The 26379-nt window shown below is 34.4% G+C and carries 32 protein-coding genes; 10 read left to right on the top strand and 22 right to left on the bottom strand.

Features of this window, described 5'->3' with window-relative positions; all coding sequences use genetic code 11:
• Positions 1-43: 43 nt before the first annotated feature.
• The 4 genes from VEU72_03850 (at position 44) to VEU72_03865 (ending at position 3114) form a co-directional block, all read left to right on the top strand.
• On the top strand, positions 44-418 hold the full coding sequence (locus VEU72_03850) for a hypothetical protein (GenBank protein HYL66265.1): 375 nt from the start codon (positions 44-46) through the stop codon (positions 416-418).
• 1 nt (position 419) lies between these two features.
• Positions 420-917, top strand: a complete 498-nt coding sequence (locus tag VEU72_03855) for a winged helix-turn-helix transcriptional regulator (GenBank protein ID HYL66266.1) — start codon at positions 420-422, stop codon at positions 915-917.
• 187 nt (positions 918-1104) lie between these two features.
• On the top strand, positions 1105-1608 hold the full coding sequence (locus tag VEU72_03860) for a hypothetical protein (protein ID HYL66267.1): 504 nt from the start codon (positions 1105-1107) through the stop codon (positions 1606-1608).
• Positions 1609-1734: 126 nt separating this feature from the next.
• Complete coding sequence (locus tag VEU72_03865) at positions 1735-3114, top strand: hypothetical protein (GenBank protein ID HYL66268.1); 1380 nt, start codon at positions 1735-1737, stop codon at positions 3112-3114.
• Here VEU72_03865 and VEU72_03870 read toward each other — a convergent pair.
• The 3 genes from VEU72_03870 to VEU72_03880 are packed head-to-tail and all read right to left on the bottom strand — an operon-like array spanning position 3104 to position 5732.
• A complete protein-coding gene (locus VEU72_03870; GenBank protein HYL66269.1) occupies positions 3104-3955 on the bottom strand; it encodes a metal ABC transporter permease in 852 nt (283 codons plus the stop codon). The genes VEU72_03865 and VEU72_03870 overlap by 11 nt on opposite strands.
• A 5-nt stretch (positions 3956-3960) precedes the next feature.
• Positions 3961-4758 carry a metal ABC transporter ATP-binding protein gene (locus tag VEU72_03875; protein ID HYL66270.1) on the bottom strand — a complete coding sequence of 266 codons (798 nt, stop codon included), beginning with the start codon at positions 4756-4758 and terminating at the stop codon, positions 3961-3963.
• Positions 4755-5732: a zinc ABC transporter substrate-binding protein gene (locus VEU72_03880; GenBank protein HYL66271.1), complete on the bottom strand. Its 978-nt coding sequence runs from the start codon at positions 5730-5732 to the stop codon at positions 4755-4757. Before VEU72_03880 ends, VEU72_03875 begins: the two co-directional genes overlap by 4 nt.
• A 121-nt stretch (positions 5733-5853) precedes the next feature.
• Here VEU72_03880 and VEU72_03885 point away from each other — a divergent pair, with 121 nt between their 5' ends.
• Positions 5854-6237: a CopG family ribbon-helix-helix protein gene (locus VEU72_03885; GenBank protein ID HYL66272.1), complete on the top strand. Its 384-nt coding sequence runs from the start codon at positions 5854-5856 to the stop codon at positions 6235-6237.
• Between the two features lie 124 nt (positions 6238-6361).
• On the opposite strand, the gene VEU72_03890 is transcribed toward VEU72_03885, so the two are convergent.
• The 3 genes from VEU72_03890 to VEU72_03900 are packed head-to-tail and all read right to left on the bottom strand — an operon-like array spanning position 6362 to position 8990.
• Positions 6362-7237, bottom strand: a complete 876-nt coding sequence (locus tag VEU72_03890) for a metal ABC transporter permease (GenBank protein ID HYL66273.1) — start codon at positions 7235-7237, stop codon at positions 6362-6364.
• The gene (locus tag VEU72_03895) at positions 7224-8018 is read right to left on the bottom strand and encodes an ABC transporter ATP-binding protein (GenBank protein HYL66274.1); all 795 of its coding nucleotides are present in this window, start codon (positions 8016-8018) and stop codon (positions 7224-7226) included. Before VEU72_03895 ends, VEU72_03890 begins: the two co-directional genes overlap by 14 nt.
• 3 nt (positions 8019-8021) lie before the next feature.
• Complete coding sequence (locus VEU72_03900; protein ID HYL66275.1) at positions 8022-8990, bottom strand: zinc ABC transporter substrate-binding protein; 969 nt, start codon at positions 8988-8990, stop codon at positions 8022-8024.
• 199 nt (positions 8991-9189) lie between these two features.
• Here VEU72_03900 and VEU72_03905 point away from each other — a divergent pair, with 199 nt between their 5' ends.
• On the top strand, positions 9190-10239 hold the full coding sequence (locus tag VEU72_03905; GenBank protein HYL66276.1) for a tetratricopeptide repeat protein: 1050 nt from the start codon (positions 9190-9192) through the stop codon (positions 10237-10239).
• Between the two features lie 91 nt (positions 10240-10330).
• On the opposite strand, the gene VEU72_03910 is transcribed toward VEU72_03905, so the two are convergent.
• Both VEU72_03910 and pyrB read right to left on the bottom strand, forming a co-directional pair.
• Entirely contained in the window at positions 10331-10618 is a 288-nt protein-coding gene (locus tag VEU72_03910; protein HYL66277.1) for a hypothetical protein, read from the bottom strand.
• 75 nt (positions 10619-10693) lie between these two features.
• Positions 10694-11626 carry an aspartate carbamoyltransferase gene (gene pyrB / locus VEU72_03915; protein HYL66278.1) on the bottom strand — a complete coding sequence of 311 codons (933 nt, stop codon included), beginning with the start codon at positions 11624-11626 and terminating at the stop codon, positions 10694-10696.
• A gap of 42 nt (positions 11627-11668) precedes the next feature.
• On the opposite strand from pyrB, the gene pyrI reads away from it, so the two are divergent.
• Positions 11669-12130, top strand: a complete 462-nt coding sequence (gene pyrI / locus VEU72_03920; protein ID HYL66279.1) for an aspartate carbamoyltransferase regulatory subunit — start codon at positions 11669-11671, stop codon at positions 12128-12130.
• Between the two features lie 18 nt (positions 12131-12148).
• Here pyrI and VEU72_03925 read toward each other — a convergent pair whose 3' ends face one another.
• The 11 genes from VEU72_03925 to VEU72_03975 form a co-directional block, all read right to left on the bottom strand.
• A complete protein-coding gene (locus VEU72_03925) occupies positions 12149-14182 on the bottom strand; it encodes a V-type ATPase 116kDa subunit family protein (protein ID HYL66280.1) in 2034 nt (677 codons plus the stop codon).
• Entirely contained in the window at positions 14182-14508 is a 327-nt protein-coding gene (locus tag VEU72_03930) for a hypothetical protein (protein ID HYL66281.1), read from the bottom strand. The genes VEU72_03925 and VEU72_03930 overlap by 1 nt, the downstream gene beginning before the upstream one ends.
• Before the next feature lies 1 nt (position 14509).
• Positions 14510-14638 carry a hypothetical protein gene (locus VEU72_03935; protein ID HYL66282.1) on the bottom strand — a complete coding sequence of 43 codons (129 nt, stop codon included), beginning with the start codon at positions 14636-14638 and terminating at the stop codon, positions 14510-14512.
• Positions 14628-15296, bottom strand: coding sequence for a V-type ATP synthase subunit D (locus VEU72_03940; GenBank protein HYL66283.1), 669 nt, complete (start codon positions 15294-15296; stop codon positions 14628-14630). Before VEU72_03940 ends, VEU72_03935 begins: the two co-directional genes overlap by 11 nt.
• 3 nt (positions 15297-15299) lie before the next feature.
• Positions 15300-16691 (bottom strand): V-type ATP synthase subunit B, encoded by a 1392-nt coding sequence (locus tag VEU72_03945; protein HYL66284.1) that lies wholly within the window; start codon positions 16689-16691, stop codon positions 15300-15302.
• On the bottom strand, positions 16692-18458 hold the full coding sequence (locus tag VEU72_03950; GenBank protein HYL66285.1) for a V-type ATP synthase subunit A: 1767 nt from the start codon (positions 18456-18458) through the stop codon (positions 16692-16694).
• A 7-nt stretch (positions 18459-18465) separates the two neighbouring features.
• The gene (locus tag VEU72_03955) at positions 18466-18804 is read right to left on the bottom strand and encodes a V-type ATP synthase subunit F (protein ID HYL66286.1); all 339 of its coding nucleotides are present in this window, start codon (positions 18802-18804) and stop codon (positions 18466-18468) included.
• A 2-nt stretch (positions 18805-18806) separates the two neighbouring features.
• Positions 18807-19874, bottom strand: coding sequence for a V-type ATPase subunit (locus VEU72_03960; protein ID HYL66287.1), 1068 nt, complete (start codon positions 19872-19874; stop codon positions 18807-18809).
• Positions 19874-20428, bottom strand: a complete 555-nt coding sequence (locus VEU72_03965) for a V-type ATP synthase subunit E family protein (protein HYL66288.1) — start codon at positions 20426-20428, stop codon at positions 19874-19876. Before VEU72_03965 ends, VEU72_03960 begins: the two co-directional genes overlap by 1 nt.
• Positions 20429-20440: 12 nt before the next feature.
• Positions 20441-20782 (bottom strand): hypothetical protein, encoded by a 342-nt coding sequence (locus VEU72_03970; GenBank protein ID HYL66289.1) that lies wholly within the window; start codon positions 20780-20782, stop codon positions 20441-20443.
• A 171-nt stretch (positions 20783-20953) separates the two neighbouring features.
• Positions 20954-21730, bottom strand: coding sequence for a sulfurtransferase (locus tag VEU72_03975; GenBank protein HYL66290.1), 777 nt, complete (start codon positions 21728-21730; stop codon positions 20954-20956).
• Positions 21731-22057: 327 nt separating this feature from the next.
• Here VEU72_03975 and VEU72_03980 point away from each other — a divergent pair, with 327 nt between their 5' ends.
• Positions 22058-22735 carry a hypothetical protein gene (locus VEU72_03980; protein ID HYL66291.1) on the top strand — a complete coding sequence of 226 codons (678 nt, stop codon included), beginning with the start codon at positions 22058-22060 and terminating at the stop codon, positions 22733-22735.
• Between the two features lie 119 nt (positions 22736-22854).
• Entirely contained in the window at positions 22855-23430 is a 576-nt protein-coding gene (locus tag VEU72_03985; protein ID HYL66292.1) for a hypothetical protein, read from the top strand.
• 87 nt (positions 23431-23517) lie between these two features.
• On the opposite strand, the gene VEU72_03990 is transcribed toward VEU72_03985, so the two are convergent.
• Positions 23518-24075 (bottom strand): hypothetical protein, encoded by a 558-nt coding sequence (locus tag VEU72_03990; protein HYL66293.1) that lies wholly within the window; start codon positions 24073-24075, stop codon positions 23518-23520.
• Positions 24076-24151: 76 nt separating this feature from the next.
• Here VEU72_03990 and VEU72_03995 point away from each other — a divergent pair, with 76 nt between their 5' ends.
• Positions 24152-24466, top strand: coding sequence for a hypothetical protein (locus tag VEU72_03995; protein ID HYL66294.1), 315 nt, complete (start codon positions 24152-24154; stop codon positions 24464-24466).
• Here the strand turns inward: VEU72_03995 and pyrH are convergent.
• Both pyrH and VEU72_04005 read right to left on the bottom strand, forming a co-directional pair.
• On the bottom strand, positions 24453-25130 hold the full coding sequence (gene pyrH / locus VEU72_04000; GenBank protein ID HYL66295.1) for a UMP kinase: 678 nt from the start codon (positions 25128-25130) through the stop codon (positions 24453-24455). The two genes, VEU72_03995 and pyrH, sit on opposite strands and share 14 nt — an antisense overlap.
• The gene (locus VEU72_04005; protein HYL66296.1) at positions 25127-26377 is read right to left on the bottom strand and encodes an HD domain-containing protein; all 1251 of its coding nucleotides are present in this window, start codon (positions 26375-26377) and stop codon (positions 25127-25129) included. Before VEU72_04005 ends, pyrH begins: the two co-directional genes overlap by 4 nt.
• Positions 26378-26379 lie beyond the last annotated feature (2 nt).

Genomic DNA, 26379 nt, shown 5'->3' on the forward strand with positions numbered 1-26379 from the left:
AATTTCTGAAAAGCTAATTTTAATCGTGTTCAGATATAGTGAGATGTTAGAAAATAAATCCACTCTACTTAGCATAGTGATGTTTGTGGTAGTTGGACTTTTAGCTATACCTGTTGTACTACCTCACATATCTCATCAATTCCAAGTTTTCCACATACTACTTCATTTTGCAGGGATTAGTTTTGCAGTTTTTCTGAGTATTATTTCTGCTCTTGCATATTCAAAGAATAGAACTAGAAGACTTTTGTTTACTATGATTGCATTTTCTTTGTTTGTTGTATCAGAATCATTTTCTGTAATAGATGCGGCATGGCAATATACTTACTATCTTGGAGAATTCTCAGCAGCTGAATTAGGACATATTTTGATGATCGGTACACTAGGAATGTTTGCATTAAGTGTATTTAGGAGAGATTGAATTGGATAGAAGTTTACAGTTAATTGACATTATTGAAAAAAATCCTGGAATAAAATTCCGTGAGATAATGAGAGAAACAGGTATGAAAAATGGTGTACTAAGCTACCATACAAGAAAATTAGAAAAAATCGGAGTTGTAAAAGTGGAAAGAGGTCCTAGACAAACTAGATTTTATCCCCTTGGTATTACAGGTGAAGAATCTATTCTGATAAGAAATCTAAGACAAGAGACTCCAAGACAGATTTTGTTGTCATTACTTGATGAAAAAATGCTTTCATTTAACAAGATAGTAGAAAAAGTAAGAAAATCACCCTCAACAGTCTCAATTTATCTTAGTCAACTCATCGAAAACAATATTGTAGAAATCAAAATTATTGAATCAAAAAAAATCTTTTACATAAAAGATGTAGAAATAGTTCAAAATGCAATTAACAAATATCATCCAACGTTAATTGAAAAATCAGCAGATCGTCTTGCAGATATTTTCAATTCTCTTTAGGTACTATATTTCATATTCTAGAAAGGAACTAAGATGTTCGTAAAGGACATCTTAGAATCCTTATGAAGTCACTTCTTGTTTGTAAATTTATTTTATAAAAAACGTGGTACAATCATAGAATGTACTATAGTTCATTTGACGAATATACCAAATTGGTAAAATAATAAATTGATTTTTCTCATGAGTAATGAAGAATAAAAAACTTCTAAGCACAATTCTAGGAATAGCAATTGTGGCCGCAATTGGATTTGGGTTAAATCCAATGCAAAAAATAACTTCTGTACATGCAGATACTGCACAAATTAATCCAATGCCAAATGAGCAATGGTTCAGTTTGAACGGAATAACTCTAAAATCGGGAGAATTTCTAGACTTGGTAGATACAACTCCATTTATGACTACCAAAGGTCATGTTGCAGCATACCTACCATGTGACAAACAAGGCAACACACCAATAACATATCTACAGGGAGTAGTTGATGTTGGTGTAAATACACTAACTCCTGTGGATAAGGAGTACCTCCCACAGCTATCTACTCCAGGAAAGAATTGTCTATATCACTTTGACATAGGCACATCTGAGGGTGCAACTGACTTTGCCATAATAAACAGTGGCAAGCAACCAGTTCACTTTGAAGATAGAAACACCTTAACATTCTCTAGTACAGAAGGATTTATCGGTGGCGGATAAAAATACTTCACCGCTTTTTTAGGTGAACTTCATTTTTTATTTTTTCAATTTTAAAGCCAAACGTAACAATTTGGGAATCAACTTTAGTGTTTATTTATAGTAATGAAATCAATCATAGTATAGAATATGATATCTTTGTATACAAAATATTTTCTACTTTTAATTTTTTTCGGATCTTCTGGTCTTTTATTTTTATCAGCTTACGGCGATGGCCTTGCAAGTGAAACTTTACCACCTGAAATGATTGGAAACATAAATGTGACTTTGTCAATTGCCTCTACACCATTTTCTATAGATGACTATCACACAGGCACAGAAATGAACTTCTTTGTAATTGATGTATCTAATCAACAACCACTTCCTGATGTCACAGTTTCAATATCTGCATTCAAAGGTGACAAAGCTCTTTTTGGTCATATTTTTAAAAGTGATAGCGGAAATTTTCTAATATTTGCATACCCACAAGAATCTGGAGATATTTCAATTAATGAACAAGGGGCAGTTTTTTCTGGCTTGCTTGATCAGCATAGTGGCAAGTATGACATAAAGGGTCCAATCTTTAATTCTGGTGGATTATACAGATTCAAAATTAACGTATTAACAATTGGTTCATACGACAATCAAATTAGCAAATCATACAACGCAGCTATATCTATTCCAGAAACTAACCAATACCAAATTCATGACAAAGATTACGGTAATCAAAATGTTACAATGATTGCATACTATGATCAGATTAATAATTTCCATTATGATTCAGAAAAAAAATCAATAAACTTTGCAATGCTATTTGATTGGTCAGAGGGAAATATCAATAATGTATCAGTTGTTCATCAAGAGCTCAAGATTCCAAAAACATTTGGAGATTTTCTAGTTACAAAATATAATGCCTATGTCAATGGAATCAAACTACCTGATAATGCTATTACAATAGATGATTATTCATCTGATGACAGAATAGTTCATCTAATATTATACAAGCAAGAACTAGCAAATTTGGCGATAAAACAGCAATCTTCCAAATCAGAAATGGATTATTCCTTAATGCCAAGTAATGAAACTGGCTTTCCCATAGTACAATTTACAAGAAATGCACAGTTCAAGATTAGTTTAAGTTGGGATCCACCAAAGATCACAGCTGGATCTGATACTAAATTCAACTTTAAAATTCTGGATCCTTATCTCGTAAATCAGACAGTTAGTGATATAGGCTATGATTTTTCATTAATTGCAAATCATAAAGCAATCTTTCAGAAATCTGGCGTGACAGCTGAGACAGGTAATAATACCATTACAGCACCCATTCCAGCAAATGCTACAGGTCCAATCACAATAGCATTTGAGAACATAAAGGGAAATAGCTTTGCAGGCGCAGAAATGTCATCAGTTATTTCAAATCCTACACGAGTGCCTGAATTTCCAATTAGTTCATTGATAGTTCTTTTTGCGATATTTGTAATTGCAATCTCATTTTCGAAATTCACAAAATTTAGAGTTATGTACTAAGTGAATTATTTTCATTTGTTAATATTTTTGTTGAAAACAAACCAGCATGTTTTGCTATCAATGTTCCTACAAACATTGCAACCATTAGCATAACTATAGCTCCCGATGGAGCCAGATTGAAATAATAAGATGTTGTTATTCCAGCAACTACTGCAGTTACTGATAGAGAGATTGAAATAATGATTGTTTTTTTGAATCCTTTCCCCATCATTATACTGGTTATGTTTGGTAACACTATGAGTGCAGATATCAATAAAATTCCAACCAATCGCATTGTTGCAATTACAGTAACTGCTGCCAAAGCTACGAAGAGATAATTTAGTTTTTCAATAGGTATCCCATGAACTTTTGCCTGTTCTTCATCGAATGTAAAATGTATCATTGGTTTTCTAATTACAATCAATGTCACAATTACACCACAGCTTACTGCTAAAATTGTTAGTGTGTCTTGCGTACTTGTTAACAAGATACTTCCAAACAGAAAGCTGAAAAGATCAATAGTAAACCCATGTGATGCACTAATGAGTAATACGCCTATAGCAAAGCCTGATGATAATAAAACTGCAATGGCAGCATCTCCTGATATTTTGGTACTCTTTCTTAGTTTTGTCATACCAAGAGCAGCTGAAACAGAAACAGCAAATGCGGTCCAAATTGGATATATGTTAAGAAAGAATCCAAGGGCAATACCACCAAATGCCACATGAGAGAGAGCATCACCAAATAAAGAGTATCTTTTCAATACCAAAAAAAGGCCTATAATTGAACAGGTAATTGATACTATTACACCTGTAAGCAGAGCTCTTTGCATAAAACCATACGACAAGATATCCAAATTCATTTAAATCACATATCGTGTTTGTGCATGTGCATCTGCATTGCGGATTCTGAATACGTTTTGAGTAGATCTTTGTTTGCAAAAAATTCTTCTTTCTCACCATGAAAGAACAAGTCTCTATTCATACATGCTACTCTAGTTGCCAAATCCGAAATTGCAGTAAGATCATGTGAAGACCACACTATGGTGATCTTGTTTTCCTTGTTTATTTTTCTAAGTACTGAATAGAATTTGTTTTGTACTTCCATGTCTACTCCAGTTACAGGTTCATCTAATATCATCAACAACGGTTCTTTGACAAGAGCTTTTGCAATGAAAGCTCGTTGTTGTTCACCTCCTGATAGTTCGCTAATTCTTCTATCTTTGAATGATTCTAATCCTACAATCTTTAGTGCTTCTTCTATTTTTTCATTATCTTTGATAGATGTTTGAAATATTCTGTTCCAACAGCATCCACAACTTTGCATTAAGGCAGCACCTATAGCTAACTTTTTTCGTGATAAAATTCCCATTGCAACAATATCAGAAACAGTTGCTGGAAAGTTTGGTTCAAAATTTACTTTTTGTGGAACATAACCTATCATTGATAGTAATGTAGTGTATTGATTTCCTTCATATCCAAATAATTTGATTTTGCCTTGATAATTTTGCAATCCAAGAATAGCTCTAAACAGAGTGGTTTTACCTGCGCCATTTGGTCCAACAATACCTAGTAGATCTCCCTCTTGAACACTAAAACTGATCTTGTTTACTGCTAGAGCTCCATTATGACCTACCGAAACATTCTCCACTTCTAATGCATTCATTGACATTCTAGCGCAATTTTGAGATTATGCAGGTTTTGATACCACTTGTCTAGGTATGTCTTTCCTTCTTGTTGTTCAGTTTGATTTATGCCTTCAAGAGGGCTTAGTACCAAAACCTGTGCACCTACTTCATTAGCTAATGTATTAGCAAGTCTAGGATCAACCAAATCCTCAGAAAATATTACTTTGACATCTTTGTCTTTTGCAATTTGGACTACCTTTTGAATATCCTGTGGTGGAACATCTGCTTCCGGTGCCATTCCACTTATCCAGACATCATGTACACCATATCTATTTGTAAAATAATGATATGCATTATGAAATGATACAAAAGTATCTTTTTTACAGTTTGATAATCCAGATTTTATGCTGTTATCCAGTGCAACTAACTTTGCAATGTATGCATTTGCATTATCCTCATAATATTTAGCATTTATAGGATCTGCTTTTTCCATAGCATTTTTTATATTTGTGACTTCTTGTTCTGCAAGTATTGGATCGTTCCACACATGTGGATCCATTCCTCCCTGAGCTAGAATTTGTTTGTCGTCTTCAGCAGAATCAGCTTTCAAGAGAGTGATACCTTCCGTAGCCTTGACAAATGTCATGTTTGAAAATTCTTCAGATGACATGAAATTTGAAATGTATGCTTCCATGCCAGCACCATTATAAATGAAAAGTTTTGTTCCTTTTAATTCTTGAATCTGTTGTATACTGGGTTCCCATTCATGTGGTTCAGTTCCAATTGGAAGAAAGCTGGAAACATCGGCCTTGTCACCTGCTACATTTTTTGTAAATTCATATAATGGAAAAAATGATGCTGCTACTTTGAGCTTTTCAGGTGTTTGTATATTCAGTGCTGAGTTTTGTGTTGTTGATTGCAGAAGACTGGCATTCATTGATACAGCTATAATTGCAATTATGACAGACGCAATTATCCCGCCAATTATTACTGCACTCTTGCCTGACTTCATACAAAATCATAAATATTATTAACTTATAATCTTTTTTATATTAAAAATAACTACATATTCTCATAAAACTTAATAATTTATTCATAATAACTTTATATATAATTATTAATTAAAAATTTACATGGGAATTATCAGCATATCACTAAATGATAATATCTTGAAAGAGATGGATCAACTCCAAAAAGAGTTTGGATTTACTGGAAGATCTGAATTGATAAGAGCCGGAATAAGGATGCTTCTAACAGACAAAATAGACAAAGAAAAACAGACAGGTGATATTGGTTGTATTCTTACAGTTACACATGAGGAAGACGATGAAGAGTCTGTAACCAAAATAAAACACAGATTTGAAAACATAATTCAGACACATCTTCATTGTAAGATAAGAAACGATAAGTGTTTAGAATTGTTCATACTCAACGGTAAAGCAACAAAGGTTAATGAAATGTCACGAGAGTTCCAAGCAAGTGACAAGATGGAACATGTGAAATTAACTATTACCTGATTCCAATTCAGAAATTTAATTAATTTCATGAGGATTTCGAAATAGTTTTATGCCAATTGTAACTGTCCTTAGATCTTTTATTTTGAGTTATAAAAAATCTGTAGATATATTTTACATTGATCTCTCACTGGGAATTAGTCTGATAAACTTCCCTAGGTTTAATTCTTTGATAAATGAACCTAACAAACAAATAAAAAATAAACACTTCGCTTGTTATGAAAAAGCTTACCGGATATGGCTCATAAAATGAAATAAAGAGACCCAGCCACGTTGCCATTAGAGCAATAACTATAGAAATTATTATAACTCGCTGTGGTCGTTTTGCTAATCGTTGAGCAGTTGCCGCTGGCGTGACCATTAATGAAAAAATAAGAAGGACACCTACCACCTGAACAGCGATCGATGCTGCAATTGCAACCAAAAGCATGAAAACTATGCCAAGCAAAAGAACAGGCATTCCTTTTGCTTCTGCCACTTCCTCATCAAGTGATGCGAATAAAAGCGGTCGATATACAACCGCAATTGCAGCTAAAATTATCGAACCAGCAACAAGTGTTAGAAAGGCATCACTGCTACTAATGCCCAATATTTCTCCAAACAAGATAGAATATGCCTCAGTCGCATAACCAGTATAGAGGCTGATGAATAATACGCCCATGCCTAACATGAATGCAAGAACTATACCGATCTGAGTGTCACGATGGGCAGCACGAGGACCAAGTATGGCCATCACAAAACCGCTGGCACTTGTAGACAACAGAAGACCAAAAACAGGTCTGATTCCAAATAATACGGCTCCTGCTGCACCGGCAAAACCAATGTGAGCAAGTGCATGGGCTGCAAACGATGAACGACGTAACACAACAAAGTAACCGACAATGCCTGCTATGATTGCGACTATTGTTCCTGCTTCAAATGCATGTTGCATAAACTCGAACTGAAACATTTGTTGCAGGTCAGCAAGTAAATTAATGCTAAAGGTAGCACTATTCATGACCATGGCTGTCCTCAATACCTATAATCGCAATATTGCCCTTGGAATCATTCAGTACTTCAATTGGAACCCCGTACAAAGCTGTAAGAGACTCTGACGTCAAAACTTCTTTCGGTTTTCCGGTTGCCAGCTTGCCATTGGCAATATACACCACTTTATCGAGAAATGGTAAAAGAGGATTAATGTTATGAGCTATCAGTAATGCTGTTACATTACGCGATCTAACCACGTTATTGACAAGCTGCAACAATTCTTTCTCGCGCCTCATGTCAAGATTCGACAATGGTTCATCAAGCAATAATATATCAGGATTGCTTACTAATGCCTCTGCTAGAAATATCCTCTGTAGTTCTCCACCTGACAATGTACTGAGGGAACGATGTGCCAACTCTCTCGCTCCAACAGCTTCCAGCGCATCAAAAGCAGCTTTGCGGTCTTTTTGGGAAAAAAGGTTAAAACCCCACTGCTTGCCGGAAAAACCTAGTCGCACTAATTCGAGAGATTCAATATTAGTTTCGCTGTCAATTGTGTGACGCTGGGGCACATAACCAATCTGTGTATTTCCACGCTTAGGAGGGGCATTGAATATTTTGATAGTGCCGTTAACTGGTTGCTGTAATCCGAGTAGTAAACGAAATAGAGTTGTCTTACCTGCTCCGTTAGGACCAATAATTGCCACAAACTCACCGCGATCAATGTCAAAACTGGCGTCACTCCAGACGGTCTTATCTTGATAACCAGCTACTGCATGTTCAGCTGTAATGATCTTGGAATGTGATGTGCTCATCCGTCATTTTCCAAGGGCTTGTGCATTAAGTGCGTTTTGAAGAGAGAGCAATTCTCCATTCATCCAATCTTGGAATGTAACATCTGATGGCTGTATTGTTTCTGTTACACCAACAATCGGAATACCTTCTTTAGCGGCAAGTGCCTTGATACTTTGCGTGAGCGGTGTTACGGTTTGTTCATTGTAGACCAACACGGTCACATTTCCACCCTGGCCTTGAAGCAGCTGCTGAAATTGTACAACACTCTGTGCCGGCGGATCGTTTCCTTCAGCAACAGCTTTCATAAATTCAGGAGGAGATACGAGGTCAAGACCCGCAGCGTTTGCAAGATACTCAAAGATGTTCTCTGTAGATGCTACTTGTGTACCATGGAATTGCTGCTTGATCTCGTTGATTCTATTGTTATAGTGTCCAAGTGATGCATTCAAGTTAGCATACTGCTGTGTATAATATGCGGCATTTGTTGGATCGATAGAAACAAGATCTGAGTACATCTTATTCAGAGTTTCATTCACATAAGTAGGACCATACCAAAAATGTGGATTATCGCCCTGTTTTTTTCCAAGAAGATCTGCAACGTTCAAAACTTTTTGATTTGGATTATTACTTGCCGAAATAATTTTTAGAGCCCAGTCATCATATCCGGCTCCGTTGACAATGACAAAATCAGCAGTTGAAATTGCTCTTGCATTAGCGGCGTTGCTTGAGTATTCATGAGGATCAGCATTAGGATCTGAAACAATGCTCAACACTTGGACATGTGTTCCGCCAAGCTGAGATATTAAACTGCCCCAAAAATTTTCAGCTGCAACTATTTGTATCGTTGATGTTGAACTCGGACTGACAGGTGGTATTGTACTTTGCGTGTTTTGTTGTTGGAAAATATTAGTACTTGTCAAAACAACAGCAGCTATAAGGATTGCAGCTGCAATTACCCCACCTATTACTCCTATTTTTTGTCCAGATTTCACTTTAGAGGATAGTATGTTATTAACATATAATCATTTTGTTATTAAAATTAAATCAATAAATTGTTATGATTTAATAATTTAAGCATATTATCTTTATATACAATTAATAATTATCAGGAATTAGTCAGTCTAATTGTAAAATGCCTAAAATATGTACATCAACATATTCGAGGATAGTAATCAGGGTCTTTTATAAAAAATGAATAAAAATAAAAAAACATACATTATTTTTTTACATGATAAAGCAGTACATTTCACAAGCATCGGAAATCACAAAAAAGCGATTCAACAATATAATAAAATTCTAAAAATAGACCCAAATGATTTTGAATCTCTAGTTAACAAAGCAACTACATTATCTGAATTAGGAAAATTTCAAGATGCCTTAAAATATTATGACATGGCAGAAAAAATAAATCCTTGCGACTTTGATGTTCTTTACAACAAAGCAACAACTTTGTATGATGCTGGAATTTACCTTGATGCTATTTCATACTTTAACAAGGCATTAAAAGTAAAACCCCAAAGCATAGTAGCTCTATGCAACAAGGCTAATGCATTAACTGCACTCGGAAAACATGATGAGTCTATAAATACATACGATAAGGCCTTGAGAATTTCTCCAGATGATCCAATAATTCTAAACAATAAAGGAATTGTATACGCTGGACAAAAAAATCACAAAAAAGCCATTTTCTGTTTTGACAAAGCATCTAGGATAAAACCTAATGATGTTGATTCGCTTTGCAATAAAGGAAATTCCTTATCAGAATTACAGAAATATCGAGAAGCAACCGACTGTTTTAAAAAAGCTCTTAAAATCAATCCTGAAGATTTTGATGCATCTATGCGATTAGGAATGACTCTTAATGAAATAAACAAGCCAAAAAAAGCCATACCTTATTTTAACAAAGTTCTAAAACATGATCCAAAGAATACAGATGTTATCATAAACAAGGGAATTTCTTATCACATTTTAGGCAGATACATAAAGGCACTTGAATATTTTGACAAGGCATTAAAATATGATAATCATGATGCAAATGCACTTTATCACAAAGCCCGTAGCCTTGCAATACAGGAAAATGATAAAGAAACATTAGATGTTTTAAAATTAGCATTTGACGAATATGAGAAACATCATGAACATAATGACAAAGAAGAAGAAATTTTTAAAGATCGAGTCAGAAAGGACAAATCATTTCTTAGGCTATTCAACAACACTACATTTCAAAAACTTGTCAAATAATTATCTGCAAAATTGTACTGCTATTTTGTATTTTGTAATATTATATTGGAGATAAGTTAAAGTTTCTTGATGCAATGTAAAAAAAATTATATTATTGATTTAAGATTTTCACAAAATCTGCTATAGATTTATGATATGAAAATTCCTCTAGTTGTTTGTTGATTTTTTCTACAATAACATTATGAGCATTACCATACAAATCCTTTAGTATTTCACTAAGGTATTCAGGATGATCAAAGCAATCTGGAAGATAACATTGATATTTTTTATGTAGATCATGAACAACCTTATCATATGTTTCTTTTCCAATTTCAAGCAAGGTTGTTTCTATAACAAGACTGACTAATGCCTTTTTTACTAGATCATTATCATATGTCAACTTCTAATACAACCCATTGTCAATTTTTGACCTGTTAAAGTTTACTTGTAACATATTTCCTTAAATTTTAATGAATTAAAATCCATTTTCATTTAAAATAAGGGCAAGAAGTGCAGCACGTGTATCTTTACCATATTCAGCCTGTTTGAAGTATTTTGCTTGTTTTGTAGAATCCAAATCATGTGAAATCTCATCTAGACGTGGTAATGGATGCATTATTATGACATCGTCTTTCATTTTCTTTAACATATCAGGCACAATCTTGTAGCTACCCTTAACTTTGGCATATTCTTCAGCATCAGCAAATCTTTCTTTTTGTATTCTTGTAACATAAAGAACATCAAATTCATCTAGATTTTCTTCTAGATCTGTTGATTCTTTGTAAGGCAATCGTTTTTTAATTTCATAAGTAGAATCAGCACGAATTTTTAATGCTGTTGGGGAAATAAGATGTACATCAACTTTGTAGTTACCAAGTGCATAGAGTAATGAATATACTGTTCTGCCATATTTTAGATCGCCAACAATTCCTATTTTCAGACCGTCAATTCGTTTTTTCTCTTTCCAAATTGTATAAAGATCCAATATTGCTTGAGTAGGATGTTCTTCTGTTCCACTTCCTGCGTTTATCATTGGTTTTTCTGAAACTTCTGCTGCAAACCTACTAGATCCATCAAGCTGATGTCGCAGTACAAGAACATCAGAATAAAGTGACATTATCTTTACAGTATCAGCAAGGCTCTCACCTTTCTTGGTGGAAGAAGATGAAGCATCAGCTATGCCTATTGATGTACCACCTAATGATGCCATTGCAGCTTCAAAGCTTAATCTAGTTCTGGTACTTGGTTCAAAGAAAAGATATCCCAAGGTTTTTCCTCTAGCAAGTTCGCGACGCTCACTTGGATTCATTTTAATTATTTTATCAGTAGCATCAAAGATTGTCTCAAATTTTTTCTTGTCAAAATCACGGATTGAGACAATATCTTTTTGGAAAAAAGAATTGCTCATTCTCGTTCAATAATATATATGAGTACTATACAAAGTATTCCAATGTCAGAGTCTGATCTTATAGTAAGACGAATCAAGAATGGTACTGTAATTGATCACATTGAGGCAGGAAAGGGTCTCAAAGTTCTAAATGCACTTGAGATAGATGGAAAGGACGGCAATGTCATTACACTAGCACTAAATGTTCCTAGCTCAAAGGTTGCAAAAAAAGACATCATAAAAGTTGAGAATAGATTTCTAAAAGATGGTGATACCAACAAGCTTGCACTGATTGCACCAAAAGCTACTGTAAATATCATCAAAGACTACAAACTGGTCGAAAAAAGGCGAGTAACTCTTCCAAATGAGATTGAGCGAATATTCAGATGTTCAAATCCAGATTGTATAACAAATAGTGGCGAAGACATTGAGCCTATAATGGATGTAGTTGATAAAACTGGTCTTGTTCTTAGATGCAGATATTGCACAAGAACTCTAGATGTAAACGAATTAAAATATTATTAATTAATTCAAAATATAGAATTATTTTTTGACTTTGGTTTTTTCTTTTATTTCTAATTCGTATTGATCATAAGTAAACTTGCGAGTAGTTCCAAATGGTCTAAATGCTCTACCGTTTCCATGATAAAATTTGGAGAAAAATTCCACATAAACTAATCTTGCTCCCTGAATGCCAGGCTCAAAAACTCCAATTATTATATTGAATATGTGACCAATAAAGAGAATCATTGTTCCAAGAACAATAAACGGTATTGAGTGATGTAGTGTTTTTATGAAAATGAAATCAATTACATCAGCTAGTATTACTGAAGCTAGTAAAATTCCAACAATTCTTGTGTAAGAAAGTATGTGACTGACTATGGACGGTAACTCCATAATAGCTCTTGGACCTTCTCCAACAAACATTAAACCAATTCCACCCAAAAGTAATCCTACGTAACCAATTCCCTCTACATGGTGAATTGGATTGATGTGTCCATGATGCATTAATGCCAATCCTGTCATCACAACACCCCAGCCAAATACCAACCAGCCAACTTTACCAATGGCATGTTTCTTTTCACCCTCTCTTAGACTATTGAGAATTCCAAGAATTAGGCCAAATGTCACCATGCCTAGACCGATATATCCACTGATTAGCAAAAGTCTACGTAATCCTATAATTGGATTAAAGATTGCCCCACTGGCAGGAAGAATTTGCATACCAAGTGCCGTATTTATATAATTAAACAGATAGCCATTGAGATGAAATCCAAAGTACAAATTGAATGTGAATCCTAAAATAATTCCAATAATAGCACCCGGAGTCATTGCCTTTGCCAATTTGACCATCTGTCTGGGTTTCAATATAGTAAGTGCAAACTTTCTCAAAGGCTTTGGCATGATGTTAAGATTACGTTTTCCACCCTCTACTCTTCTGATTACCCATCTGCAAACAAGGAGGATAAAAAGACAATAGCCTGCATCCCCTACCATCATGCCATAAAAAACCGGAAATATAAGACCGAAAATTAACGTAGGATCAAATTCTTTGCCTTGCGGTAAAGAATAGAATCTAATAAAAGCTTCAAACAACTTGAATCTTTTTGGATTTGCAAATAGTGTTGGTGGATTTGCTTCAGTCTCTAATTCATAAACAATTGTTCCTATGGCATGTTTGTCTAGATTAGCTTTAACTGATTCTAGTTTTGATTTTGGAATCCATCCTTCTAGAGCAAAAGATTCAGATGTTACTCCTAGATTGTCAATGACTTCAAGTTTTCTGTTTTCTATTTCAAGTTGCTCTTCTATACAGACAATATTTGCATAGTGTTCTTTTGAAATCTCGCCTAGTTGTATATCAATTTCTTTTAATTTTTGATTCAATTCATTGAGAACAGTTCCTAATGATTGTTTTAATTGAACCGCTGTTCCATTGAGTTTTGGTACAGCTTCAAGTTTGACATTATACTCTTGAACAGCAGTAGCAAGGGCATGAGGAGGAAAGTTAGGAAATGTAATAAGAACAATGCGGGTAATTTCTTTTTCTTCTTTAGAATAAAGAAAAACATCTAGATTATTTGCTTCTAATGCTTTCTTAAAAGATGGAAATTGTTTTGAATCTAAACGACCAAAGTAAGAGTGTCCTAATACTAACTGGAGCACATTGAAATCTTCTGGGAAAAATGAAAACTCTTCAACAAGTTTCCTGTTATTTTCAGTCTCATTTATCTTAGTTAGGAGATTTTCTTTTTCTCTTTCTAGTGAAGCTATTTTGGAATCTAAATCGATTGATTTTGCCGCTTGCATCAAGTTGTCAATTGTTGGAAAACGTTGACAACTTGAAACTGGATTAGGAGGTAGAATTGTTTTGAATGCTTTAACTCTAAGGAGTTGATCTGAGACTTGTCTGTAAAGGTCATTATCACGTTCATTTTTGAGCATAGAAGCTACGTCTTTAGATAATGGTTCCAATTGTACTATGCCCATATCATGTAAAACAGAAATTACAACTTGTCTATCTTTTCTTAAACCAAGTACTGCCATCATAGTCATTGGGACAGGCTTGAGTACCATTATTCTACACCTTTTAATAAAATATCTAGAATTCCATGAATAGTTTTTTCGTCTATTTGTGATGATATGGTTTTTGATTTTATTTTTGCTTCTTCAATAATTTTTTTTACTTCAATTTCAGCATTTTTTCTTGCTTGATCAATACTTGTTTCAACTAATTTTTCTCCTTGTACCTTTGCTGCTGCAATAGCCTTGTCAGCATCAATTTGAAAAGATTTGATATCTTCTGCTACTTTTTTCTTAAAATTTTGAACTTCTGCCCATGCTTTTTCTTCGCCTTCCTTAATTTGTTTAAGAGAATGAACGTATTTTTCTTGAGTTGACATGTTATACTCCTAAGAAATGCTTTCCTGCATACAGTACTATAGTAATTGTTCCAAGGATATTTCCAATTTTAAATGCCCTCATAATCAAATAGAATTTTCTTTGTTGTGGATTTGCAAAATTAACTGGCAAGTATTTCTTTCTCCCTTTGAATATTTTCTTGTTCTCTTTCACCCATCTTGCGTTTTACTGTCTTTAACATGATGAATGTATCACGTTCCATCTCAGCTAGTCTGAATATGATGAATTTAACAGCACCCTGCAATCTTGGAATGAAAACGTTTTCTATTGCATTAGATTTTCGTTTTGTCTTTTCAATCTCATATAGAAGCTTTCGTAATGTGGTTTCTTTTTCTGCAACGTCAAGCACCATTTTGTGAACATTTTGAAATGCCTTTATTGCTTCATTAATTGAAGGAGGAAGTTCCAATATATGCTCAATGATGGCAGTATTACTTTTTCCACCTTGTAATTTTGGTATACTAACTCCCATTACATTTTTTACTTGAATTTGCAATTTACTTATTTGTGGAATCTTCATTGCTTCATTTTCTAGTCTCATCGTGCCTGCAAGCATCTCTGCTAATCTGATACTTTGGTAGCCTTTTACCAATTCAGATTGTAAACCACTTCTTAAGGCAGCAGCAGTTTTGCTTGCATTAAAAAATTCCAGAATTAATGCTTGACGTTTTAGTTTCAGTAACTTTAATCCTTTTTTAGCAACAACAATTCTTCGCTTGGTACGAATGTATTCAAGACGAGTTGGACGAATGTTAATTACTGATGGCAAAGTCTATGCACCACCCTTTGTGGTTCTTTTCCCGTACTTTGCAATAAATTCTGGTTTAATACGATTCATTTCTGAGTCAGATAGTTCGCTAAGTAATTCCCAGCCGATGTCTAGAGTTTGTTCAATTGAACGGTTTTCATCCATTCCTTGATTGACAAATTTTCTCTCAAAGTTGTTAGCAACCTTTAGGAATTTCTTATCTAAATCACTTAGAGCTTCCTCACCAACTATAGCTGCAAGCGATCTTGCATCTTTACCTTGTGCATATGCTGCATAAAGTTGGTCTGCTAGACCTCGATGATCTTCTCTTGTATTTCCTTTTCCAATACCTTGATTCATCAAACGTGAAAGACTTGTTAAGACATCTACTGGTGGATGAATGTCTGCCCTATGCAAATCTCTACTCATTACTATCTGACCTTCCGTAATGTAACCAGTAAGATCTGGTATAGGATGTGTAATATCATCAGCTGGCATCGTAAGTATAGGAATTTGTGTTACGGAACCATGTCGTCCCTTTATCTTTCCAGCTCTTTCATAAAGAGAGGATAGGTCCGTATACATGTATCCTGGATATCCTCTTCTTCCTGGAACTTCTTCACGTGCTGCAGCAATTTCTCTTAATGCTTCACAATAGTTTGTCATATCGGTAATAATTACAAGAACATGCATGTCTCGCTCATAAGCAAGAAATTCTGCTGTTGTTAAAGCAAGTCTAGGAGTAAGTATACGTTCCATCGAAGGATCAGATGACAGATTCAAAAACAGTGCAGTTCTTCCAAGAGCTCCACTTTCTTCAAATTGTTTTATGAAAAAATTTGATTCTTCACTTGTAATTCCTATTGCAGCAAACACAACGGAAAAGTTTTCAGAACCACCAAGAACTTTGGCCTGTCTTGCAATCTGTGCAGCAAGTAAATTATGTGGAAGACCAGAGCCAGAAAATATTGGAAGCTTTTGACCTCTTACAAGAGTATTCATTCCATCAATGTTTGACATTCCTGTTTGGATGAATTCTGAAGGTTCCTCCCTGGCGTATGGGTTGATACCAGAACCTACAAGATCAACTTTTTGTTTAGATACTATTTTTGGTCCATTATCTCTAGGATTTCCTAATCCATCAAATACTCTTCCAAGCATTTCATCAGAAACTGACATCATAGCAGTCTCACCAGTGAATTTTGTTGAAGTTCCAGATGTGGTCATGCCAAGTGTTGGACCAAAGACCTGAACCACAGCCAAACCTTGTCTAGTATCAAGGACTTGTCCTTGTCGTCGCTCACCGTTGGGAAGTTTTATCTCAACCATTTCGCCATAAGCTGCATTATCTACGCCTTCTACAAATATCAGTGGACCTGCAATTTTTGATAGTGTCTTGAATGCTACACCAGACATCTATGTAGTCACCTCAATCATTAGAGTATTGAATTCTTTTTCCATAGTAGTCATTGTATTCTTAACCAGCTGTTCTACTTCATCTTCTTTAGTCCATTTTATTCTTGAAATCATTTTTCTTGATTCTAGCGCACCAATCTTTGATGATGTTGCACCTTTCTTTATTGCATCACTTTCTTTTCTACCAAAATCTAAAATTGTTCTAAGTAAAAGATATTGTTTTTTAATTGATGTATAAGTATCGACTTCATCATAAGCACTTTGTTGTAGATAATCTTCTCTAATGGATCGTGCAGTATCCAAAACTCCTTTTTCTGGTTCTGGTAATGCATCATAGCCTACTAATTGAACAATTTCTTGTAATTCTGATTCTCTTTGTAAAGTTTCTAGGGCTTCTTTTCTTAGTGCAACCCAATCTACTGCAACATTATTTTTGTACCATTCACCCATGTTATCAGCATACAATGAATAGCTTGTAAGCCAGTTGATAGATGGAAAGTGTCTTCTTGATGCCAAACTTGCATCCAAAGCCCAGAAAACTCTTGTAACTCTTAGTGTGTTTTGTGATACTGGTTCTGAAAAGTCTCCACCAGGAGGTGAAACTGCACCAACCAAAGTCAAGGAGCCGACTCTTTCTTCTGGAGATATGACAATGGCTTTTCCGCCCCTTTCATAAAATTCTGCTAACCTTCTTCCAAGATATGCCGGATATCCTTCTTCACCTGGCATCTCTTCTAATCTTCCTGAAATTTCTCTTAGTGCTTCAGCCCATCTAGATGTACTATCTGCCATCAATGCTACACCATATCCCATATCACGATAGTATTCACCCATTGTAATTCCAGTATAGATACTAGCTTCACGTGCAGCCACTGGCATGTTTGAAGTATTAGCAACAAGAATTGTACGTTCCATTAATGGACGCTTTGATTTAGGATCCTCTAGTTTTGGAAAAGTTGTAAGAACTTCGGTCATCTCGTTTCCTCTTTCTCCACAACCTACATAGACAATGACGTTACTATCTGCCCATTTGGCAAGTTGTTGTTGGGTGACTGTTTTTCCACTTCCAAATGGTCCTGGAATTGCAGCAGTTCCACCTTTTGCAACTGGGAAAAATGTATCCAATACACGTTGACCTGTAAGCAATGGTTCTTCTGGTGGAAGTTTACGCAGTACAGGCCTTGGTACACGAACAGTCCACCAACTTGAAAGACCAATTTCTACTTTGGAACTATTTGTTTGAACAGAACCTACAATTTCATTGACATTGTATTTTCCCTCAGATATTTCTGTGAGTTCACCTTCAACATTATATGGAATCATTATTTTGTGCATTATCAATGGAGTTTCTTGAACTTCGCCAATAATTTCACCTGGAGAAACATGATCACCTTTTTTCTTTAATGGAACAAAATCCCATTTTTTTGTCTGATCAAGTGCAGGGATAATATTTCCTCTGCTGATAAAGTCTCCACTTTGTGCTCTTAGTACGTCAAGTGGTCTTTGAATACCATCATAAATTGAAGTTAGAAGTCCTGGTCCAAGCTGCATTGAGAGTGGACGTTTTGTGTTGATAACTTTTTCACCTGGTTTTAAGCCAGTTGTATCTTCGTACACCTGAACTGTAGCCTTGTTACCTTCTAAACGGATTATTTCTCCTACTAGACCAAGTTCACCAATTCGTACGACATCAAACATTTGTGCACCTTCAAGACCACTTGCTAAAACAACAGGTCCTGAAATTCTAGAAACTATTCCATCTGTCATCTCATCATCAACTTCCTTGAATATTAACCCCCAATACCCTTTTTGCTAAAACGGATATTGACTCTTCTTGAATGTTTCCCTGTAGTGATGGCATGAATAACACCAATGGTTCTATAGATGCCTCTATCTTTGTTCGAAATGTACTTGGAAGTAAGTTACGAACAAATTCGCTTACAATAATCAGACCAAACTTACCAGATAAAAAAAGTTCTTGCAATGTTTTGTTAGCATCATCCTTACTGACAATAAATGTATCGTCCATTCCAAGAAGTCTATATCCAATGACTAGCTCACGCTCTCCTATTACCGCGATCCTTCCACTTGATTCTGTTTTTTGTTTAGACATTTTTATTCACTTAGCAACATTGAGTTTATTTGTTCAGTTGATAAATTGTAACGTTTTCCATAAGCGATTCTTTTAATGTTTTCACGTTCATATTCTGCATTAATTATAAAGTAAAACACTGTTCCAATAGAAAGTGCAATGTTTTTCAATTTTTTGACATACTGAATGTTTATGAATTTGTCAAGTGCCACTTCAAAATCAATTAAACTTTTTGTCTTCTTGTATTGTGTTAACGCATTGATTAGAGAAAAGCGATTTTCCACTCTTCCGGCAATTTCTGCAGAATCTTTTACTCCATAGATATCTAATAGCTCATTCATTTGGATTCTTCCCCCGTCGATAAGATGTCTACTCACTAGTTCTTTATCCAAATTAGATTCTTTGCCTTTCATAAGATTTAGTATATTTTTCTTATCAATTTCTGCTCTGAAAAATTCCCTTATCATGCCTTCATCACCTTGGAAGAATTTTAGAGATTCAAGTAATGCTTTATAATAAAATTTTTGTAATGCATACATCATAGGACCAAGATCACCACTTTTTTGGTATTCTTCCAAGTGTTGCATTAAGATCGGACCATAGTTGTATTTCACAAGTTGATTTACTACACCATCTACACCTGTTTGTGAGAGAATGATTTTCATCTCATCATGGGTAATATTACCTGCAGAAATTCCTGCTGGTACGTTACGACTAGAGACTAGGAATGATTCTGTCTCAGTAATTGTTTTGCCCATACTTTTTGAAGAAAGTATCAATTCAATATTGTAGATATCCCATTTTGATAAATAGGCCCTAACTGCAGATTTTCCATTAAACGGTGTTGCATCTAATGCAATTTTATTGATTTGAACAAGATATCGGTTCAATGCAACTTCTAAAATTTCTGAAGGTTGGTAAACAGATGCAGCTTTTTCAATCTCTGGTCCATACCATGTTGACTCTAGGATTTTTGCCATCTCAACGTCATCTTTTGCTTTTGACAAATTCTGCATCATATCTTTAGTAAGAAAATTCATTGATATTGCTTGCAATCTACCAAACGAAGATGCATATTGTGAGGTTCCCATTATGTTCTCTCCGTAAGAAAACCTTTTACTTCATCTTCATGAGTTCGTAAAAGTTCTTCAAATGTTAGATCTATTTCCTTTGTTCCATCATTATTTTCTGCGATTATTCCACCCAAAGTTTGAATTGTTGAACCAATGGTGATCCCCATTTCTTTTAAAAACGAACGGTCTTCTTCACTGCAATGAACTGTAATTTTTTGACCTAATTTTTTTCTTGATGTATTTACCATGGTCTCTAATGTTTTTCTGTACTGTGATGATCTAACATAGTTCTTGATTTCTTGTTTGATGACATCAAATGCAGATTCCAGGTTTTCATTAATAGCATCGAACATGATTTTTTTTGCTTGTAATCTAGCTGACTCTATTATTCTCGCTAATTCTCTTTCGGATTTTAATTTCGCCTCATTTGCAAAATGTTCCCGTATTTCTTTAATTTGTGCATCTCTTTGGTTTTGTATAGCAGTTCCTTTCTCATCTAGTTCTTTGCTAAGTTTTGCAAGATCCCTTTGTTTCCTATTCTCTATCTCAAGGAGAAAGGTCTCTATGCTCATTACAAATTCTCACTACAGTATACCAAGTAACAGAATGATTCCTAGCACAAATCCGATGATCCAGAGTGTTTCAGGAATGACAAAGAAGAATAACACCTGACCAAATTTTTCTGGTTTCTCAGCTATGATACCCATTCCAGCAGCACCAATTCCTTGTTGTGCATTACCAGTACCTATCAAACCTCCAGCTATAGCAATTGCAGCTGCAATTGCTAGCAAAGGCTTTGTTAAACCTGAACTTGTAGCTGCGGATTGTGCAAATGCTGGAGTTGTAAAGAATGTAGAAAGTGCGATCGTTATACCTGCAACTATTATAATAGCGGATAATTTTGAACGTTTGTTCAGCATCATCATGTATGGCTCATTTAGCGAGGTTATATTAATCTAATTTTTACAATGGTCGATCTATTTTTTTAAAAAAATATTACTTTTCAATCAAAGATTGGATCTAAAATCAAGATGAATCAAAGTTCTAGAAAGTTACCATTCCAGATTTGGAATATATACAAAAAATCAAATAAGAGATTATTGTTCCGTGGGAAGATCCGATCTATTTCCCCATTCTCCCCATGAACCAACATATACTTTGACGTTTTTGAATCCGAGTTTTTTAAGAGCCAAAAATGAGTTTGCTGCCCTATATCCACCTTGACAGTATGTCACTATTTCGTCATCTTTGGATAATTTGTAGAGCTTGGAAAGAGATTCATTTTTTTTCATGGTGCCATCTTCCTCTACGTTAAGAGTCCAATCGATGTTTATTGCATTTGGGATATGACCTTTTCTTGCAGCTCTAATTACTGTACCGTTGAACTCTCCTTGTGCTCTTGCATCAACAAGCTTTATTTTATTTAGATTTTTTTTAATATATTCAAATCCAGCAAATACATTTTTGTTAACTTTGCCAGAGAATTTGTCTGGTTTGAATCCATTTGTTTTAATTTCAATAGGAAATCCAAGACTTTTCCATTTTTTTATCCCTCCATCTAACATGAAAGCTTTTTTATGTGAAAAATAAGTCAAAAGCCATACTCCTCTAGATGCACTCATTCCAGAAACATCATCATAGAATACAACTGTTTTTTCTTTTGTAACGCCTAGAATTGAGAGAAGTTTTCTCATTTGCATGTTAAATGCTTTCATGCCATCTTTACTAGTATCAAACCAATGATAGTAAAAAAAATCCAAGTTAACTGCTCTAGGTACATGTCCTTCAGAATAATCCTTGTACGATCTTGCATCAATTAGAATCAATTTTGGATCATCAAGCACTTTGAGAACATCCTTTGCGTTAATCAACATAAATTAGTTGTAAACTAGGTGATGTAAATTCATTAAGATTGTATTACAATTTACGAGTGCATAATCTACTTAAATATAAATAACAGAAAAATTTCCTTTATGAAAAACTAAACTTTGTGTTGTAACTAATACTACAAAGGTTCCAACATAATATGAAAAATACAAAAAAGTATTAAATTATTCTAATATTCTGGAAAAACGTATATTGTTATATTTGGGCATATCAAGATATTAACACGTTATGAACATTACAGGTCATTATTTTTTTAAATCAAATAATCGAATCTCAACTAAAACAGAGTATGTTAACCTAAAGAAGTCTAAACTATGAAACAAAAAATGCCAAATCCACAATTATCGGTTTTTCAGACCTTCAAGACTAAAGGTAAAGAGCTTACAGGAGAAGCAATACGTCAAAGAGGAATAGTGATGCATCTTGCTCTTGAAACTATTCCTACCAAAAAAACAAGAACTGCCATAGCTCATAAACTTGCTGAAAGAAACGGAACAACTTGGCAAAACATCTATTCTGGAATTTTTAGGGACTTGGATGAAATTTTGCTTCCTCTTAAAATTGTAGAAGAAGCGGGAAGATTACCGATAAAACGGGGACCAAAAGCACTACAAGAAGAAGGTGTACCATATTATCAATTAACTGAAGGTGGTTTACTTGTTGCAGCATCTCTTGAAGAGATGGAAAATGAAAGAGAAAAAATAATTGAATATTTTTTTGAAAAGAATTCTAATTCAAAAGATAAAGATTTCAAAAAATCTATGCTATTACTTTTAAATGTTGCACCAATCTTTGTTTCTTCAATACTTAGAAAATACGTGGAAGCATATAGTATTGGAAAGATAGATCATTTAATTCCATTTGATGCAAATAGTGTTAGAGACGCTCTTGATGAAGCAATAATAATTCAGAGGGAACTTTTGGAAGGGTTTGCCTCATTAGCAAATTCAGATAAAGAACCAATAATTAATTTCCTTAAGAGCGTAGGCTAATCCGTTTAACATTAAAATCCTTTCCCAAAAGAGCTTGATAATATTGATAGATTTATCTAATACTATTATGGATGGTCATTTCCTATTGGCTACATACTACAATGTCATGGGAAAAGTAAATGTCAAGTGATTTAGTCAGAACAGTAGTTTATTTAATAGAATCAGGAAAAGGAGATGTGGGTAGACTAAACTATATTTTAAATGCGCTTCAAGATGGAAAACCTCTCTTTGTATCTGATAAAAAATATTTAGATACACTAATTTCAACATACGTAGATTCCGCTAAAAGACGTGAAATTGGAATATCATCAGACAATGAATTAATAAATGAATTACGAAATGAATTAAACAGAGTAAATGAAAGACTCGCAAGATTAGAAAAAAGAGGATATAAAAAACACATTGGCAGAAAGGCAATTTTCTTTTTTGTGACATTTTTTGTTAGCTGGCATGCTATCGTTCAGATTATCAATAAGATATCAGATGGTACCACGATGATCTATCAGAATACACAAGATCTCAGCTCCTATGTTTTTCCATTGTACCAATTAAAAATCGTAATTCCCTCTCAATTTGTTACATGGGTGGATCTTGGAATCTTGTACATATGGGCTGGTATGATGATTGCATGGATTATTCTTGGCTTCATTTATTTGGTAAAATTTATCAGATCAAGATACAACCCAACAAAATAATCTTTCTATTTATTTTAAAAAACAAATTTCAAGAATAAATCAATGGAAATCCAATTCTATATCCTAAGAATTGTTTGTAAATCAGTTTTATTGAGTAGAATTAAACCCAATTGAACCGGGTTGACCACTAAGGACAGTATTTGTATTATAAAATGCCTGACCCACAATGCTCCATTTTGTATCATTTTTTTGTAGTGCAGACCAAAGTTCAGGATTATTACCAGTGTTTTCTAAAATAACTTTACCATCTAGTTGGTTTGTATAATGTTCTACAAGTGTATAATAGTTTGAACTTTGCAAAGCACCTTCAAGTCTTTCTCCAATTTGACCATGCCCTACCAAGATACCATTTTCGTATAGATCATATGTTATTGCTTCCAAGATAACTGTAACATCATTTGGATTTAAAACATCAAATTTTGTATCTATGATTGATTCTTTATTAGTGAATGATAATACTGATGTTTTATTAACAGTGACAACAACTGGTTTTATTTCTGTAGATGCTGCCTTTAATCCTCCAGGAACCTGAGGATTTTCTTGAACAAAATTTTTTAGAAAACCAGAGCTGGGAAGTAATGCAACTACTACTGTTATTGCAATAAGTATACCAACTGCAGCACCAATCAATAATTTTTTGTCCAAGTTTATTGATATGGTTTGTTCTTTACATAAATGTTAAGCGGCAAAGATTTTTAGTCAAAGTTTAGAAGGTAATTTTATGCAATACCATCAAGCGATCAAGATAGGACAAGAAAGAGCAAGAAAATCTCAAATGAACCTATTTTCCCATGCAGGCTTTGCTATGCTTACACTCACAGTAAAAAAATCAGAAGGAAAATTTGTGCCTGTGGGCGAGCAGGAATTAGTTGCTGTTGTTCAAAAATCAGATGGTTGGATTACGGTAATAGTAGACGATGAAGGATATGCAAAGGCCCAATCCAAAACTTTGAACGAAGATGAGGCAAAGAAAATTATGAAAAAAGCAATTGTTGCAGGAATACCCGAATTTATCGGAAAAGTCAGGTTAGTGTAATTTCAGTTCCCTCAGGAGACCCTTTGATTGCTTTTTCTAAAGTTTTAACATCTGCCTTTATGATACGTGTTTTGATTTTGGATCGTTCAATTACTTTGAGTGCAACAATATCCATCAAGTCATAACCACCAGCAATGGATTCTTGGTGTACAAGCATATTACGAAGTTTTTTCAGATCTATTCGCTTGAATTTTTTTGCATTTTTATTCTTGTTCGGATCTGAATCATAGACTCCGTCAACGTCAGTAGCATTCAAAAATATAGATGCTCTTACCTTTTCCGCAATAAGTGCTGCTGTTGCATTGGTACTCTGACCTGGATGTAAACCGCCAGTTATTACTATTAATCCACTATCTGCAGCGTGTGTAACTTCTTTTAGATTGGTGGGAGGATGTGGATATGCTTTATCCTGTATTGCATAGATCAAAAGTTTAGCATTTAGTCTTGATACTTCGATACCAAGTTCATCTAGGGTAGATTCATCCGCACCAGAAGATCTTGCATGTGTAATGTAATGTCTTGCAATTTTGCCCCCTCCTGCGATAATAATTGGTTGACAGATCTTTGATATTCTAACAAAAAATGTAGCATAATCCTTGAGTGTTTTTTCATCCTCCATTCCAAACAAGCTACCAGACAATTTTATGACAATCCGTTTTCTCATAATTTGTTTTCACCAAGGATGATCTGTGCTGCAATTTCAACCTTTTTTCTGTTTTTTTGTGCTGTATAAACTCGTAAGATGTTCATAAATCCTGAAATTGCAGAAACAAGAGGTATCTCAGATATGGGGAGCTCATATGCTTCCTTAGAAAGTGTACTCTTTTTTGATGTGAGTATTATTGACTCTGATTCTTTTTTTGAAGGTGTAAGAGGTATAGATGGAGTCATAGATACATCAATAAAAATTTCTGACTCGTCTACTTTTGATTTTGTAGATATTTGTTTTTTTACATCCAATGTTTTTATTTTACCGATTAGATCATGATGTGCAAGAATTTTTTCAAAGACACATTTGAGTAGTCTACGTTCTTGGTAATCTTTTGCAAGCTCTCTCGCTCTTCTCAGATCAGAAGATTTTTCTGGAAGAGATATTAGTTTTGAAATTACAAATTCGTCAGTTAGTTTAATGTAATTATCAAGATCAGTAGAAGTAAGATCAAGTTCATTATCTGCAAGACTCATTGATTCCAATAACATAACTTCAGCAGATCGCACAGTTTTGTGATAATAAACAGCCTTAAACATTTGATATCTTGAAATCATCATAGATTCAAAAGAATAGAGTGCAGATTTATCAAGTGAAAGTTTTTTTTCATGTACATCTAGGGATTGAATTATTCTTTTAAAATCAATTTTAGCATGTTCTGCGCCAGTAAAATATCCATCTCGTGGTAGATAATCCATCATATCAGCGCTAAGACCGCCAGATATGATTTCATTCATAAATTGGTATTTAGAATTTCCAAAGGCAAGATTAGCTAGAAACTTCTTATCAAAACCAGATTTTGATAACAAATCTCCAATCTCAGTTTGTAGTATGATTTTTTTACCAATTTCTTCATGTGAAATTTTTTTTCTTTTTTGTAAAACTTCCTCAAATAAATGAGAGAAAGGTCCATGGCCGAGATCATGTAAAAGACCTCCCATTCTTAGGTTTGCAACATCATCTGAATTCAAAAATCCTTTATCTTTGAGTACTGTTGCTGCTTGGCCTGCAACATGTGTTACTCCAAGTGAATGTTCAAATCTAGAATGCTGTGCACCGGGATAGACCAGATGAGCACCTGCAAGTTGTCTAATTCTGCGTAATCTCTGAAAAATAGGACTGTCTATTATTTTGATTTCAGATTCGTAAATTCGTATAAAGTCATGAATTGGATCAACAATTTCTAGGTATTTTTTTGTCATTT

Source organism: Nitrosopumilaceae archaeon (genome assembly GCA_035631875.1).
In the GTDB taxonomy this organism is placed as follows: Archaea; Thermoproteota; Nitrososphaeria; order Nitrososphaerales; family Nitrosopumilaceae; genus TA-20.